Annotated in this window: 10 protein-coding genes; 4 read left to right on the top strand and 6 right to left on the bottom strand. The window is 68.6% G+C overall.

Features of this window, described 5'->3' with window-relative positions; translation table 11 throughout:
* Positions 1-112: 112 nt before the first annotated feature.
* From ACGFNJ_RS04450 to ACGFNJ_RS04440, 3 genes are all read right to left on the bottom strand, one after another.
* Complete coding sequence (locus tag ACGFNJ_RS04450; protein WP_393443238.1) at positions 113-3,988, bottom strand: murein biosynthesis integral membrane protein MurJ; 3,876 nt, start codon at positions 3,986-3,988, stop codon at positions 113-115.
* A 1,224-nt stretch (positions 3,989-5,212) separates the two neighbouring features.
* Positions 5,213-7,861 carry a hypothetical protein gene (locus tag ACGFNJ_RS04445; protein ID WP_393443236.1) on the bottom strand — a complete coding sequence of 883 codons (2,649 nt, stop codon included), beginning with the start codon at positions 7,859-7,861 and terminating at the stop codon, positions 5,213-5,215.
* Positions 7,858-8,397, bottom strand: coding sequence for an NUDIX hydrolase (locus ACGFNJ_RS04440; RefSeq protein WP_305793859.1), 540 nt, complete (start codon positions 8,395-8,397; stop codon positions 7,858-7,860). The genes ACGFNJ_RS04445 and ACGFNJ_RS04440 overlap by 4 nt, the downstream gene beginning before the upstream one ends.
* A gap of 259 nt (positions 8,398-8,656) precedes the next feature.
* Between ACGFNJ_RS04440 and ACGFNJ_RS04435 the strand changes: the two genes are divergently transcribed.
* Positions 8,657-10,117, top strand: coding sequence for a CCA tRNA nucleotidyltransferase (locus ACGFNJ_RS04435; protein WP_393443234.1), 1,461 nt, complete (start codon positions 8,657-8,659; stop codon positions 10,115-10,117).
* Between the two features lie 6 nt (positions 10,118-10,123).
* On the opposite strand, the gene ACGFNJ_RS04430 is transcribed toward ACGFNJ_RS04435, so the two are convergent.
* Positions 10,124-10,939 carry a hypothetical protein gene (locus tag ACGFNJ_RS04430; protein ID WP_393443232.1) on the bottom strand — a complete coding sequence of 272 codons (816 nt, stop codon included), beginning with the start codon at positions 10,937-10,939 and terminating at the stop codon, positions 10,124-10,126.
* A gap of 214 nt (positions 10,940-11,153) precedes the next feature.
* On the opposite strand from ACGFNJ_RS04430, the gene ACGFNJ_RS04425 reads away from it, so the two are divergent.
* On the top strand, positions 11,154-11,906 hold the full coding sequence (locus ACGFNJ_RS04425) for a LamB/YcsF family protein (RefSeq protein WP_393443230.1): 753 nt from the start codon (positions 11,154-11,156) through the stop codon (positions 11,904-11,906).
* A complete protein-coding gene (locus ACGFNJ_RS04420; protein ID WP_393443228.1) occupies positions 11,903-12,625 on the top strand; it encodes an allophanate hydrolase subunit 1 in 723 nt (240 codons plus the stop codon). Before ACGFNJ_RS04425 ends, ACGFNJ_RS04420 begins: the two co-directional genes overlap by 4 nt.
* 6 nt (positions 12,626-12,631) lie before the next feature.
* On the opposite strand, the gene ACGFNJ_RS04415 is transcribed toward ACGFNJ_RS04420, so the two are convergent.
* On the bottom strand, positions 12,632-14,200 hold the full coding sequence (locus ACGFNJ_RS04415; RefSeq protein ID WP_393443766.1) for a DUF4185 domain-containing protein: 1,569 nt from the start codon (positions 14,198-14,200) through the stop codon (positions 12,632-12,634).
* Positions 14,201-14,445: 245 nt separating this feature from the next.
* Between ACGFNJ_RS04415 and ACGFNJ_RS04410 the strand changes: the two genes are divergently transcribed.
* Positions 14,446-14,994 carry a hypothetical protein gene (locus tag ACGFNJ_RS04410; RefSeq protein WP_393443226.1) on the top strand — a complete coding sequence of 183 codons (549 nt, stop codon included), beginning with the start codon at positions 14,446-14,448 and terminating at the stop codon, positions 14,992-14,994.
* A gap of 22 nt (positions 14,995-15,016) precedes the next feature.
* Here ACGFNJ_RS04410 and ACGFNJ_RS04405 read toward each other — a convergent pair whose 3' ends face one another.
* The gene (locus tag ACGFNJ_RS04405) at positions 15,017-16,375 is read right to left on the bottom strand and encodes an MFS transporter (RefSeq protein ID WP_393443764.1); all 1,359 of its coding nucleotides are present in this window, start codon (positions 16,373-16,375) and stop codon (positions 15,017-15,019) included.
* Positions 16,376-16,400: the final 25 nt, after the last annotated feature.

Raw genomic sequence — 16,400 nt, 5'->3', positions numbered from 1 at the left:
TCCGGGACGATTCGACAGCAACCAAACGGGAAACGGAGAATGACGCGAGAGCGGGCGTCAGCGCGTGGCCTGCACGGTTACACGACACATGCGGCGGTGGATCCGAAACTAGCTAAGGTGCAGCGTCGAAACGAATATCAGCGATCGAGGTTTGGAACTGACCACCGGAGTTGCCTAGTCCGGTAATCCAGACGAGCACGTAGCGGACGGCTTGATCGGTGCGCACCGAAATATCGGTGATCCCGTCGCCTAGCTTGGCCGAGCCGATCAACTGCGTCTGATCCAGTGTTGGCTGGGCGGTCGGCGAAGTACGGATCTCCACCGAAGTGCCCGGGCTCGGCGAGTTGATCGAGACGGTGGTCAGCTTCGCCGGGCTGGGTAGCGTCGCTAGTAGTCCTACGCCCTTCTTCAGTGCGGGGAACTGCTGGAAGTACTGGTCCGTCTTCCATAGGGTGCCGGGATTCTGGTCGATGACCGCGTTCACGGTGCCGACTCCGTCCGGTGTGCCCTCCGGCGAGAACACCGTCACCCCGGTGATCGGTAGCGGTACGCCGCCGGCCGGGGCAGTCGGTCCTGCGGCCGCCGGCGTCGCTGCGGGCGGGGCGCTGTTCGTGGTCAGGCCGATGTTGCGCTGTTCGTTGAGCGGCGCGTCGGAGGCGCCCGGCGCGAACACGCTGACCATCCACCAGATCACGATGCCGACCACGAGCGCGGCCAGGATGCCTAGCCCGACCATGATCCACATCATCCGCTGGGATCTCTCCCGTTCCGCCGCAAGCAGTTCCGGGTCGGCCAGCGACTCGTCCGGCGCCGACGGTGGCCGTTGGCCCAGGCGTAGCACGGGGATGAAATCGGTCTTCTGGTCGACCACCGAGGCCTGCTCCAGCACATGCTGGACGGTCGCGGCGGTGCGCACACCCTTGTTGGATTCCAGCGAGCGCACCGCGACCGCCGAAATCTCGAAGGGCACTTCGGGTCTGATCTGCCTCGGCTCGACCGGGGTGCCGTCCGGGCCGAAGTCGGCGAGCCGCAATCCGCCGACGGTCGCGGCGGTGCCGGTGACACCGCCGGAACGAATCGGCCAGCGGGCGGTGATCAGCGCGTAGAGCATCGCGCCGAGGCCGCGCACGTCGGACTGTGCGTCGGAATCGGACAGCGTGCCGGGGAAGGCGAGCACCGCGTCACCGGATGCGCTGATCCGCACCCGATCCGGATGATCGATGGACAGCGAGCCACCACCGCGGTGGGCCAGCTCGGCAGCCGAGGCCAGCGCTCGAATGGCGCGCGCGGCGCCGATCGGCGACGGCACGGTTTCGGCCATTTCACGCAGCGACCGGCCAGGCGTCCACTCGGCGACCACGATGCCGCCGGAGCTGCCGCGCACCACATCGAGCACTCGGGCGAGACCGGGCGAATTGATCCGGCCGAGGCGCAGCGTGCGGGACAGGATGGCCTGCGGGCCGTCGTGGCCGGAGTTGTCCGCGGCCTTCTGGTCGGCGTCGACGAACGTCAACGCGACCTCGCGGTCCAGCTTGATGTCGAGCGCCTGCCAGAACTTCAGGCCGCGCGCGCCACCGTGCCCGGCGAGCAGCCGGTATCGGCCGCCCGCCACCGACGCGCCGGGAATCAGCTTGGGGCCGCGCGGAGTTCGTTTGACACCGCCGCCGAGCGGCGGCATCTCCGGCGACCCGATCGGGATCATCCCGGTGTCGTACATCGGGTCGCGTGGCGGCAGCTGATTCTGGCGATCCTGCGGCTGGCCCGGTTCGGGTGCCTGCGGTGCCGCGTCGTGATCCGCAGGACCGGTATCGGTCTCTCGGTTCGCGTACGCGGGATCCGACGGCTCTCCTCCGGGCGGCGGGGCATCGGTCGAAAGCCCGCCTGCCGTGGTCGCAGAAGAATCAGCGGCTGGGACGCCGCCCACCGCGTCGTCGCTCACCCTCGGTCCTCCTTCGCCCTGGTATGTCGAGGTTTCGGCGATTTCGCCACTTGTGCTTCTCTGCCGAACAGGGTACGGGAACTCGCCCATGCCGGTGATGTCAACGGCGTCGGCTCGGATCACCGGAAGCACCATCGTCTGCGCGTCCATGTACGGGTCGAACCTCGGGTACGCCAGATAGGGGTCAGGCCTGCGGAGCACCTGGGTGGCGTACTGATCTTCGACCGGTCCGTCCAGATCCAGATCGGGTGCGGGCGGGGTCCAGCCGAGGCGGCGCGAGATGGCAACGGTGATGGCGACAACCTCCGGAACACCGGCGAGTCGCATCAGCCCGAACGCTACCGCGAACATGACGATCGCGGTGATCGCGACCCGGATCAGTGACCCCGGTCCGCCGAAGGCATGCGTGAGCCGTTCGAGCCCGAGCACCCGGTCCACGATCCACATGACGGCGCCGCCTGCGATCGACGACAGCACCACCCTGGTGACGGTGCGGCTGACATTCGACATCCGCAGATCGCCGAGACTGCGGTGCAGCAGATAGCCGCCGACCACCGCGCCGACCGCGAACCCGAGGCCGTTCGCGACGCCGAGCGCGATCACGACGTGTTCGGCATCGGTCACCATCGGGGCGATCGCGGAGAACACGATCTTCGCGGCGGTGATGCCGAGGATGATCCAGGTCGGGATCCAGGCTTGTTCCCTGGCGTAGAACACCCGCAGGTGAATCAGCACCAGCGCGTAGGGAATCAGCGAGAACGCCGACCAGCTGACGGCGAGGCCGAGGCGCGCGGCGTCGGAGCCGCCGAAGTTTCCGTAGCCGTACAGCGCCTGCCCGACCTGCGGCCCGGCGAGCGTCAGGAAGGTGACGACCGGGACGAGCGCGATCATGGTCAGCCGGGTCGCCGCCGAGAGATCGTCGACGACCGCGGGAGTGTCGTCGGCCGCGGCGTTGCGGCTCAGCCTCGGCATGATCGCGGTGAGCACGGTGACGCCGAGGACGCCGTAGGGCAGCTGCAGCAGCAACCAGGCGTTGTTGTAGATGGCCGGACCTGCCGCGTCCGCGTGCGAGGAGATGCGGGTGGCGAAGACGAAGCCGGCCTGGCTGATCAGGACGTACAGGATGATGGCAGCGCCCATCCCGCCGAACTGCTTGAGCCGCGCGTCGACACCCCACAGCGGCCGCAGGTCGATGCGCTCACGCCGAATCGCGGGCACCAGGCTGATGGCCTGCACCACCACGCCGATCGTGACACCGCCGCCGAGGACGAGCAATTTCGGATCGCTCATCTTCACCGGGTTGAGCGTGATCTCCCCCGGCATCAACACGTAGAGGCCGAGCACGGTGAGCACGACGACGTTGTTGAGCACCGGAGCCCACGCGCCAGGCTTGAAGTTCTGCCTGGTGTTGAGGATGGCGGTCAGCAACGCCGACATGCCGTAGAAGAGGATCGCGGGCAGCAGCAGGAAGGCCAGCGCCGTGGTCAGCCCGGTGTTCACCTTGCCGTCGTCGGACAGGAACACATAGGTGGTCAAGATCGGTGCGGCCGCGGTGGCGAGCAGTGCCGCGGTGGCGAGCACCACGAAGGCCGCAGTGACCAACCGCCGGACGAAGGCAGCGCCGTGATCGGGGTCTTCCTGTTCGGCACGGACCAGCGTCGGCACCACGATCGCGGTCAGCACCGCGCCGAGCACGAGCTCCGCGATCATGTTCGGGATCTGGCTCGCCACGGTGAACGCACTGGCGATGGCGGGGCCGAGCACGGTCAGCAGCAGCAGCTGCTTGCCGAAGCCGGTGACCCGGCTGATCAAGGTCGCGAAGGCGATCGAGCCGGAGTCGCTCAGCAGCCGGGAGCTCGAATTCGGCTTGGATTCCTTCGAACTCGGGGCGAACTCCTCGGCGACCTCCCACTCCTGAGTCCGGGGACGGTGGCCCTTCTCGGCGACCGCCGCCGGTGGCTGGCGACGCTGCGGCGGGTACGGGTCGGGCCTGGCCTGCGGTGGCGCGTAGCGCGGTGGTGGCACGCGGCTGGACTGCGGCGCACCCACCGGGATGGGACCTGACTGGCCTGGCCGAGGTGCACTGGTCGGAATCGGTCCGGATTGTCCGGCCGCGGGCCTGGACTGGTTGGGCACCGGGCGCGGCGCGTTGGGTTGGCCCGCAGCCGGATACGGCGCGCCGGACGGACCCGAGGCAGGGCGCGGCGGACTGTGCTGACCCGGCGCTTGGCGCGGTGTGCTGGTGGGTAGCGCTCCGGACTGGTCGGGCGCTTGCCGCGGTGAACTGGTCGGAATCCCACCCGACTGCCCGGGTGCCGGACGCGGCGCGTTCGGCTGACCGGGCGCTTGGCGTGGCGTGCCCGGCGCTTGGCGCGGTGCGCTCGCAGGTAGCTGTCCGGACTGACCTGGCGCCGGACGCGGCGAACTGGTGGGGATCCCACCGGACTGCCCGGGTGCCGGACGTGGTGAGCCAGTGGGAATCCCACCCGACTGACCCGGCGCCGGACGTGGCGAACTGGCGGGGAGGCCACCGGACTGACCCGGTGCGGGGTGCGGCGAACCGGCCGGATTTCCACCCGGCTGACCGGGCGCTGGCGCGGGGCGCTGGCCAGGCGGCACCGGCCGCTGCTGCCCTGGTCCCTGCGGGGTTGCCGGATATTGCCGTTGGCCGGGATGCGGCGCTGGTGCTGGCCGCTGCGGGGGGCCCGGCGGTCGCTGTGGCGGTCCCGGCGGCATGCGCTGGCCCGGCCACGGCTGCGGCGGTGCCGACGGCCTACTCACATGGGGGGTGCGTGGCGGGGGCGCCTCGTACGGATCGGGATCGGGCTCGAACTCGTCCGCTTCCGCCTGGGGTGGTAACCGTTCCCACGGCGCGACGGGCGCGCGCCGGGCCGGTGGTCGATCGCCGGGTCGAGGCCGGTGCGGCGATGCGTCATCGTCGCTCATCACGCCTCCAGTGTCGTGCGGGACGCCGCACCCGCTCGGCCCCGCTCAGCGCCGCGCGATCGTCGGTCATCGCGCCCTCCCACGCCGGGCGGGACAGGCCGCATCGGTCGGTACGGCAAGCGACGTCATGGCTGATCCGCTCACCGTTCCTCCTGGTACTGCCCTTCACCCACACCGCACGCGCGCGGATGCGGGCACTCCGCGATTGTCCTCCACTCTGCCACTGTGGTTTGCCGGACGTCCAAATCTGGTCGCCGTGGCGGGTCTCCGGGTGAGCAACTTCGCAGTGAGTTCGGCACGCGGCGCGGGGCGCCGGTCGACCATGCCTCACTGTGCCTCCTGCTGCTCCTGCTGTTCGATGACCCGCTTCTTGGCGCGGCGATACCGGTTGACCCGCCGCCGGGTGTTCGGATCGAACCCCTCGTCGGCCGGGTCGGGCTGCCCGCGGAACCGGCGCCACAGGCGGCGTCCGGCCAGCAGGAACAGCAGCACTCCGGCACATGCCGTAATTATTGCCAAGACCTGACCATAGGCGTTGGAACGCACCGATACCTGCGTGGCATTACCCAGCGGGATGCCATCGGGTGTGGTAAGCGAGATCGGAATGATGAAGGTTTCGCTGTCGCGCACCTCGGTCGGAATCTGGAACGAGCGTTTGCCTCTCGGTGGCAGCTCTTGCACGCCGAGGTCTTCGATCTTCACCGCCGCTGGCACCTCGATCTTGATCCTGACCTGGACGGACACCGGCAGATCGTTCTGCGCGACCAGCAGCAGCGGGCTCTGTTCGGACGCAAGGGTGTACACGCCGCCCGGCGGCAGCACCGTCACCGAGTGATAGATCTTGTCCAACGTCCGAGTGGACTGGTCGATCCTGCGCTGCGCGAAGGTGTTCGCCTGCGATGCGTCGCCTGCCCGCCGATCGGACAGGCTCAGCGTCCGGATCAGATCGTCGCGCAACGGATTCAGGAACTGGCCCGGCTTGAGCTGGGCTTCCGGCACGTCGATCAGCGCACGCATCAGCTCACTGATCCGCCTGGCCTGGTCGCGCACCGGATCGAAAAACCGGTCGGGGACCGCGTCTTTGGCGGCCTGTGGCAGATAGTCCAGTTCGTACGCCTGCGGGTCCGGCGGCTGCTCGATCAGCTCCTTGAACGGGCGCGGCGCGGCCAGATTGCTGCGCACCAGCAGTTCCAGCTGGCGCAACAGGGTGGTCGCCTCGTCCCGGTTGGCGCTCCACTGCTGCGGTGGGACGAGCAGCAGGGAGCGCGGCTGGTCGGCCTGCGGATTGAGCGCCGACCACGACATCGCGCCGAGGGCGTCTTGTAAACGGGCGGTGCGGGAGTCAATGGTGACGTCGTAACGCACCTTGGCCGGGGTGAATGAGGGCGTCGGCGGGTTCGAGCCGACCGCGGCAAGTGCGGTCGCTGACCAGATGTCGAAAGTCGCCGCATGCAGCGCCGGGTCGGCAGGCGGATTCCCGTTCGGCGGAACCGGATTCGCGGGCGATACCGGCTCGGCAGGCGGTGGTGCGGCCGCGGTGATCGTGGGCAGCCTGACCACGGGTGGCGCCGCTGGTTCGCTCTGCGAGATCTGGTTCAGCGTGGTCTGGGTCCGGCCCTTGGTGGTCGCGGTCGGTCGCACCGCTTCGGACGTGCCTGCCTTGCCCTCCTCGGCGACGGCGGTGTCGGCAAGCACGGCGGTGCTCAAACCATGGCTGCGCAACAACGTTCCCGCGCCGCCGTCGATGCTGCCGGAATCCGGCAGACTCACCCCGCGCACCGACTTGGTGGTCAGGATCGAATCGATGAGCTCGGCGGGGGCGTTGATCGCCCTGGCCGACAAGTCGGGATCGTTCACCGCCGCAATCGCATCGAGGTCGACCTGCCCGAACGGCAACGCCACGGTGCACATTGAGCCGGCGAGTGTCCGCAATCGGTCCAGCCAACTCTTCGCCTGAGGACCACCGGTGCCGTCCCTGATCGCGCCGCCAGGATCGGACGGGCTGGCCAGCACGCGATAGCCCTTGGTCATCGCCTGCGCGGTGAGCAGCAGATCGGGGTCGATCGCGAGGCACACCGAGGAGGCGAGAGTGCGGTCGCGGCCCGGCGCCGGGCCGACCACCGTCTCCACCGCACCGAGGAGTTCGTCGAGACGGCCGCCCTTGTCGAGCTGCTTGGCCAGCTCGTCGTCGGTGAGTTCGACCTTGCCGTCCACCGAGCCCGGGATGCCGGCCACCAGGCGTGGCCGGTCGGCCAGTGGCCACAGCAGTGTCGTCGGCACCGGCGCGCCCGCGGGCATGGGCACCGCGGCGCCTGCGTCCGCGGAGTTCGACGTCGGCGGCAGGCCGAGCACTGGAAGCAGGAACCTGGCATCGTCGAGCCTGGACTCGACGCCGTAGTCGGGCTTCCCGTTCACGTTCAACAACAGTGGGTACACGCCGGGTTCGTTGATGGCCAGCGAAGTACTCGACCCACTGCCCTGGCGCAACGGGATGCGCATGCTGAACTGCTTGCGCTCGAACGGTTTCAGCTCCGTCGCGATGGCCTGGAACGGCGTCTGCAGGTCGTAGCTGTTCTCCTCGAGCTGCAGCGTCGCGCGCAGGTTGCTCGGCGTGGTGATCGCCGCCGCGCGCTGCATCCTGACCCGGATGTTCTCGACCACGCGGTCACCGATATTGGTGAGCGTGCCCGCCACCGTCAGCACCGGATCGCTGGTCGTCGTCACCGCCGTCGGCGTCACCGAATCCAGCGTCAGCTTGACGAACTTCTTGGTCCCCTCGGACTGCGCGGTGGCGGCGGGCGCGAGCACCGTCGGCACCGTTGCCGCCGTGCCGAGGACGATCATGGCCGCGGCAACGACGCGGGAAAGGACGCTCCGCTGCCACCGCCGGTCCCGTCGCTGAGGGCGCGGGCCAACCCATCGCCCGGCCACCACCCCCCGCGGAATCGCTGCGCGATGCCGAGAAGTTTGGGTCATCGCTTGCCGGTCTCCATCCGGTCGATCAGTTTGTTGGCCACTTCGGCCAGGCGCCGCTCGTCCGCGTATGCCAGTCGGGAATTCAACTCGCTCAACGGGACCCACGCCACCTGGGTGACTTCCACGTCGGCGTCGGACAATTCGCCGCCGGCGAAACGCAACAGATAGTGATGCACGGTTTTATGTACCCGCCGGCCGTCGGTGACGAACCAGTAATCGATGCTGCCGAGCTCTGCCACCACCACGCCGCTGATGCCGGTCTCCTCGGCCACCTCACGGATCGCGGTTTGCTCGGCCGTCTCACCCTCTTCGATATGGCCCTTCGGCAGCGACCACAACAGCCGCCCACGCCGATCCGTTCGCCCGATCAGCGCCGCGCTTCGCTGCTCGCGCGGACCGTCCAAGCCGTCGACGACCAGCCCACCAGCTGAGGTTTCCCGCACCGTGCGCATGCGTGGTTTCGCCGCGTTCGCGGTCGAACCGCGGCGCCGAGGCTGGCGGCGTCGACTGTTCGCACGATCGGCCGGAGACACCACGTAATCCTACTGTGTTGGATTTGCTGTTCTATTGGCCGCGTGGCCGCGGCGGTGTTCGCGGCCGAAACGACAGCATCGCGTAGCGATTCGATGAGGGGTGGCGGTCGGGCGACGCGAGACGGCCGCGAACGGGTCGCTCGTAAGACTCGCTCCGTGGGGGCTGGGTTAGATGGCAATCGCACGTTGCAGCGCACGTGCCGTCACTGCTGGTTGTGTGCGCTGGGAAATGGGTTGGGTGGGCTCGGTAAGCTGCTGATTCGTGGTTTCGCCCAAGTCCGAGGACGCAGAGCTGGATAGACGTACCCGATTGCTGGCTGCGGCGGCGGTGACGTTGGGCAGGCTGTCCGATGTGCTCGAGCCGCTCGGTGAGCTGTTCGCGGCGCGCGGGTACGAGTTGTATCTGGTCGGCGGCAGTGTGCGGGACGCGGTGCTCGGGCGGCTGGGCACGGATCTGGACTTCACCACCGACGCGCGCCCCGAGCAGGTGCAGGAGCTGCTGCGCGGGTGGGCCGATCATCTGTGGGATACCGGCGGTTTGGTGTTCGGCACGGTCAGCGGGTCCAAGGCGGGGCAGCAGCTGGAGATCACCACCTTCCGCAGCGACAACTACGATCGGGTCTCCCGCAATCCCGAGGTCACCTTCGGCGACAATCTCGCCGACGACCTGGTGCGCCGCGACTTCACGGTCAACGCGATGGCGGTGCGCATCGGCGCAGGCGGCGAGCTCGAGTTCGTCGATCCGCTCAACGGGATGGACGCGCTGCTCGAAGGCGTGCTCGATACTCCTGCGGCGCCGGAGGATTCGTTCAACGACGACCCGCTGCGGATGTTGCGCGCCGCCCGGTTCGTTGCCCAGCTCGGCTTCGAGCTGCATCCGAGGGTGCGCACGGCGATCACCGCGATGGCCGACCAGATCGATCGGATCACCGCCGAGCGGGTCCGGGTGGAGCTGGACAAGCTGATCGGCGGCGTGCATCCGATCGACGGCATCAACATCATGTGCGAGACCGGGCTGGCCCAGCGGGTGCTGCCCGAGGTGCCCGCGATGAAGCTGGAGATCGACGAGCACCACCAGCACAAGGACGTCTACTGGCATTCGCTGACCGTGCTCGAGCAGGCCATCGACCAGGAAGAGGGCGACCCCGACCTGGTGCTGCGCTGGGCCGCACTGCTGCACGACATCGGCAAGCCGGACACCAAACGCAACGAGCCGGGCGGCGGCGTCAGCTTCCACCACCACGAGGTGGTCGGGGCGAAGATGGTGCGCAAGCGGATGCGGGCGCTGAAGTACCCGAAGCAGTTCACCGAGGACGTGGCCCGGCTGGTGTTCCTGCACTTGCGTTTTCACGGTTACGGCAAGGGCCAGTGGACCGATTCCGCGGTCCGCCGCTATGTCACCGACGCCGACGAACTGCTGCCCCGCCTGCACAAGCTGGTCCGTGCCGACTGCACGACCCGCAACAAGCGGCGGGCGGCCGCGCTGCGCGCCACCTATGACGAGCTGGAAACCCGGATCGCGCGGCTGCGCGAGCAAGAGGATCTGGCCAAGGTCCGCCCCGATCTGGACGGCAACGCGATCATGGAGTTGCTCGGGCTGCCTGCGGGACCCGAGGTCGGCAAGGCGTGGCGGTTCCTCAAGGAGCTGCGGCTCGACCGCGGCCCGATGAGTCGGGAGGAGGCGGAGGCGGCGCTGCTGGAGTGGTGGAAAACGCAGAGTTGAGCAGGCTCAGAAGACGATCAGCCTGGTCCCGGTGACGATCGCGGAGCGGATCTGCGCCAGATCGAACGACCCGGTGATCTCCGGCAGCTCCACCCGGAAGCGCACCAGGTCGCCGTCGCGGGTGGCGTGCACGATGCGCGCCTGATTCGGCAGCTGTTCCAGCAGCAGCGCGGGTGTGCGGATCATCCGTCGCGGCATCCGCAGCCCCAACCAGCTGACCCGGTGCAGGTCGACGGTGATCTGGTTGTCCGTCACCGAGGCGTCGACGAGTGCGGTCAGCAGTCGCCGTCGGTGTTTGGCCAGGATGCGTCCGCTCGCGTCGATGCTGAGTGCCCAGTCCAGCGGCTGGGTGTTGAGCCATCCGACGAGCGCCGCGGTGGTCACCGTGCCGTCGAGGTCGAGCTGGGTGGTTCGCACCTTGGTCGGCACGCCGGGGATCAGCCGGACGCCGTGCGCGATCACGGTCACGGCCTCGATCGGGTGATCGTCCCAGCGCAGCCTGGACAGCACCGTCTTGGTCTGGAAGTGCGCGCCGCGCCTGCGCACCTTGAGCACCTGCAGGGTGGCGTGCAGGTCGTGCCCGAGCAGGGTGGCGGTGACTTCCTGCCCGCCGAAGCGGCTGAGAATGCCTTCGCTGAGCACGGTCATCAAGACGTCAGGCACCAGCGCCGTTGCGGCGCCTGCGCCGAGGTCGGCCACCGGATCGACCCAGGAGGTGGTGACCGAAACCCACTGCTCCAGCCAGGACTGGTCGAAAAGGCGCTTGCCGAGATCGACGGCCCGCAACGGCGACCAGGACTTCGGATCGAAATACGTGGCCATGATTGGTCCGAGCGTACTTGCCGACACCGGCCTCGACCATCGCGCTGTGACCCAGGTCGCCGGATTTCCGACCACCGCATACCGGGTGTTGCTGGCGGATGTCTGCCGGTGAGCTGCGGATACTTCGCTGCGTATCGGGCATTCTTGCTTGTGGAAGGTCGTCGGAACCAGAATCAGGAGTCTGTCTCCGATACAACCCCACGGAAGGGTGCATATGCCGCTGGATCTGAACAGTGATCTCGGCGAGGGCTTTGGTCCGTGGACGATGGGCGACGACGCGGCGATGCTCGACATCGTCACGAGCGCCAACATCGCCTGTGGGTTCCACGCGGGTGACCCCTCGATCATGCGCAGGATCTGCGCGCTCGCCGTCGAGAAGGGGGTGCGGATCGGGGCGCATGTCGGCTACCGGGACCTGGCGGGCTTCGGCCGCCGCGACATTGCGATGGATCCGGCCGAGCTGCGTGACGAGGTGCTGTATCAGATCGGCAGTCTCGACGCGTTCGCCAAGGCGGCGGGCGATCGGGTTCGCTATGTGAAACCCCATGGTGCGCTCTACCATTCGGCGTCGCGGGACCGCAGGTTCGCGGACGCGGTGCTCGGCGCGCTTGCCGACTACGACCCGGGCCTGGCGTTGCTCGGTCCGGCCGGGAGCGAGTTGGCGCACGCGGCCGCCGCCGCCGTGCGGTTCGTCGGTGAGGGCTTCGCCGACCGTGCTTATACGCCGAGCGGCACCCTCGCCGCGCGTGGCCTGCCCGGCGCGGTGCTGCACACCGACGAGGCTGTCGCGCAGGCGGTTTCGATCGCCGTCTCGGGCAAGGCGCGGGCGGTCGACGGATCCGGTGAGGTCGCGGTGCAGGCGGCGAGCATCTGCGTGCACGGTGATACGCCTGCCGCGGTCGAGATGGCGCGGCGCATCCGCAGCAGCTTGGACGAGGCCGGGGTGCCGGTCGCACCGTTCTGTTGAGCAGTGAGTCCGTCGCGGTGACCGAGGGGTCCGAGCAGGCCGACCCGGGTCGGTTGATCCGGGCCGCAGGTGATCGCGCACTGCTGGTGACGCCATTGCAGCGGGCGGAAGTAGCCGAGCTGGTCGACGCCATGCGGGCGCACCCGCTCGGCGGCGTGGAAGACGTGCTGCCTGCGGCGGAAACCGTGCTCGTCACCCTACTTTCGGCCGAGCACGCGGAATCGGTGCGTCGCGCACTCGCGACACTGCTGCTCGCGGTGCAAGAGTCTGCGGCAGTGGCGAATTCGGGCAGTGTTTCCCGTGGAACATTGTCGGACAACGCTTCTCCGGACGACCCGCTCGTCATTCCGGTCCACTACGACGGCGCCGATCTCGCGGAGGTTGCCGGTCTGCTCGGGATGAGTGCCGCCGATGTCGTCGCGGCACACACCGGCACGGTGTGGCGGTGTGCGTTCGTCGGCTTCGCCCCCGGTTTCGGCTACCTGGCCTCCCCCGACGACCGATTGACCGTGCCGCGAAGGCCGCAGTCGCGCACCACGATTCCCGCGGGCGCGGTCGCCTTGGCCGGCGGTTACACGGCGGTGTATCCGCGCAGCACGCCAGGCGGCTGGCATCTCATCGGCAGGACGGAGCTGACCATGTGGGACGTGGACCGGGATCCGCCCGCCTTGATCCATGCGGGCGGCTTCGTCCGGTTCGTCGACGCCGATCGATCCTGAACCGGCTCAGTTGGGCGAATCCAGCTCGGTGTGCATGAGATACACGTTGTAGCTGTCCCAGGCCGACAGCGTGAAGTACAGATCCTTGCTGGTCGACCACGGATGGATGAACCCACCGTAGGACTTCGGATAGTCGCTGGTGGCGAGCAACGGCACCGGCTCGGTCCACTCGCCCTGCGGGCTCGTCGCATTGCGCAGCACGATCTCGCCGCGGCCTGGATCGAGGTAGACCATCTGCCACCGATCACTCTCCCGGTCGTAACGCACCGAGATCTCGCTGGCCAGGCCGAGAACCAAGGGGGTGGCCTGGTTTTCCGCCGCAGGCGCCCAGCTGTCACCCACCCAGTATTGATAGGCCGACTTGTTGAGCACGTGCTCCTTCGGCACCCTGGCCAGCCCGATCATGCCGATCCGGCCGTTGGGCGTGCCGAACATATAGACGTACTCCCCCTGCGGCACCATCGCGGCCACCTGGAATCGGCCGACCCCGAAGAGGTTGTCCCACTTGGCATGCTGATCCTTGGTCCAGGTGCGCCCGTTGTCGTCGGAGTAGGCGAGGCCGCCGAAGTTGTTCCACCACATGCCGGGGATGCGTTCCCACCGTTTCACCGACATGTAGCTCAGGTATTGGCGGTTGCCGAGGGCGAATCCCGAGGTCGGGATGGTGGTGGTTTCCCAGTTCCTGATCTTCCGGCTGCTCAGGATCTCGGCGGCGTGGCAGCTGCTGTCCTGCACCATGGTGTCCAGCGAAAGCCCGTCGGACAGTTCGCGATCGGTGCTGTAGCCGAGCACGTTGCTGCGCCAGTCCTGGTCGTCGCTGCCCATCCCGCCCGCCTGCCAGCCCTTCCCGAAGGTGTCGCCGAAGACCATGGCGATCTCGCCTGGCTTGGTTTCCCACATCACGCCGAGGTCGGTGCCGTCCACCTGCCAGCGCAGGTCGGTGCGGTTCTGCGAGCCGTGCCCGGTCACCTGGCCGACCAGTTCGGTGGCCGCGACGCGCGGCGCGGCGACCGCGGCGGTGCGGGGACCCGGCTCGATCGGGTGCACCACGGTGGGCGGCGCCGGCTGCGCCGCCTCGTCCGCGTCGCCGGGCACCGGGATCGGGATGGGTTCGATCTCGGGTTTGATCGCGATCCGCGGCAGGGAAAGTGGCGCAGGGGAACTCGGCCGCGCTCCGCCACCGTGCTCGGGGAGCTGGCGTGGATCAGCGTCCGCCGCCGCGGGTTTCGCGATGTCGCGGACCTCGGGGCACGGCGTGTGGCACGGGTCGAGCGGCAACGGCGGCGGATCGATCCGCGTTTCGTGCCGCGGCGGGTCGGGCACCGGGACGTGGGTGAGTTCGGGAATCGGCACCGGGATGTCGAGTTGTTCGGGCAGCGTCACCGGCGGCGGCGGTGGCAGTGTCGGATCGGGTGCCCGGTCGCGCGGGTCGAAACCGACTTCGCCGCAACTGTTCACCGGCGCGGGCGCCCACGGGAGCGGACCGGCCTGCGCGGGCGGGACGGGCAGGATGAGCAGGAGCGCACCGACCAGCGTCGGTGCCAAGGGCGCGGTGACTCCGGATCGGCGCGGCACGGAGAGGGTTACTCGGCGATCCCGGCCAACGGACGCGACCGGGTTCCCCACCCGGGTAGTAGCTTTCGCACCGCGTGTCGCACTGGAAAAGCCATGTCGCGTTGACTCCCTTTCGATTCGGGGCGAGGCGACAACAACGTACCTGACCAGCGAGAACGAATGCGGGACCTCGCGTGGTCGGCACTGTCGCCACGGAATGCCGTGCGACAGGGAACCGAACAGTGCTGGCGTGCGTCCAATCTCACATGGACGAGATCGAGTACGTGTTCGGCACGGGCGACGGCACGGTGCACGTCTGGACCAGCGAAGCGGATCTGAATCTGACCGGATCGGGGGCGCCCGACGCGGTGCGGCTCGACTTCGACGGCGACGGTCTCGTCGACGACGCCCTCTGGGATACCAGCGGTGTCGGTCTCGCCGACGTGGCGGCGTTGGATCTGGACGATGACAACGTCCTCGACCATTTCTATACCGACCCCAGTGGCAACGGCACCTGGAACCATCACATCACTGGCACCTCGGCCGACGCCTTCAGTGAACCGTTGAACTGGATAGTGCGCGCCGACCACGCCGCGGCCACCGAGCACGCACCGCAACCCGAAGCCCTTGCCCCGGAGCCGGATCGACTACTCGACCAACCCGGCGGCGCCGACGATCAGTTGCCGGATCTCGCCGACCCCGCCTCGGCGTCCGACCCGTCGCCGGGTAAACACACAGACCTGCCCGAATACCTCTTGGCGCACTGGATGAACCGCGCAGGACGCGATATCGACGACCGTCCGATCACCGCCTGATCCACACCTTCGGACCGTCGATTCAGCGTCGCCGCGCGATGATGCCGCGTCCGCGGGTGAGGATTCCGCGCCCGCGCATGTTGACGACGATGGCGGCAATGCCGACGCAATAGATCACGGCGCCGGCCAGCACAACGGCCAGCGACCGTCCGTCATCCGGGATGACCAGTGCCGCAGCGGCAATCGCCACGATGAAGGCGATGTTGAAGACTGTGTCCTGCAGTGCGAACACCTGCCCGCGGCGGGCGTCGTCGATGTCGATCTGCATGGTCGCGTCGCCGGTCAATTTGATCGTCTGCCCGGCGAGCCCGAACAGGAACGCCCCGACCAGCAGCAGCTGATGCGCGCGCGGCACCGCCGATCCGGCGTGGGCCAGCGCGATCGGCGTGACCAGCGTCAACTGCACCACCGTCGCGGTCACCAGCCCGAGCACCACCGTGCGCTGCCGCCCCAGCCGTGGAATCAGGAACGGCGCGACCACGGCCGCCACCAGCATGCCCGCGGCGATGGAGGCGATCGCCACCCCGAAGCCGAGTAGCCCGTTGTTCAACCCCGCCCCGTCGGTCGGCGCCTGCCGCAGCACAAGCACCATGATCAAGGTGTTGGTGCCGAACACGATTCGATGCGCACCGATGCCGAGCATCGCCGTGGTGACGTGCACCGATTCCCACACCGCCGTCGCGCCCGTGCGCAAGCCGGTGGCGATGGCGCGCATCGTGCTCTCGTTCGCTTGGACCTCCGACGGTTCCGGCCCGAGCACCTTCGGCGCGAACCCGGCCGCCAACAGCGCGCTCACCACCGACCCGACGCCGCTGATCGCGACCGCCACCGCGGACCCGAAATCGCCGGCGCCGACCAGCCCGATCACCGCCACCGAGGTGGCCGCGCCGAGCCCGGCACAGCCGGAGGCCACCGTGGCAAGCACCGAGTTCATCGGTACCAGCCATTTCTGGGCAAGCACCTTCGGCAGCGCCGCCGACACGCCCGACAGCAAGAACCGGCTGATCCCGACCACGGCCAGCGCGAGCAGCAGCAGCGGCGTCTCCCCGATGCCTGCGAGCAGCCCACCGCACACCAGCCCGATCAACACCGCGCGCAGCACGTTCGCGACAAGCAGCACCGTGCGCCGATCCCAGCGATCCAGCAGTGCCCCCGCGTACGGCCCGATCACCGAGTACGGCAGCAGCAGCACCGCGAATCCGGCCGCGATGGCCAGCGGATCGGTCTGTCGCTCGGGATTGAACAGGATCGCCCCGGACAGCGCCGCCTGGAACATGCCGTCGCCGAATTGACCGGCGAACCGCACGAGGGCCAGCCGCAACACACCCGGACTTTCGCGCAGCGCATGGCGCAACGGCACCGGCCGCTCGTCCGCGGGGATCGGGCTCTCGGAGCGACCAGTGGAC

This window comes from Nocardia sp. NPDC049149 (assembly GCF_043197455.1).
Lineage (GTDB): Bacteria > Actinomycetota > Actinomycetes > Mycobacteriales > Mycobacteriaceae > Nocardia.
This window is presented reverse-complemented; position numbering and strand designations above follow the sequence as displayed.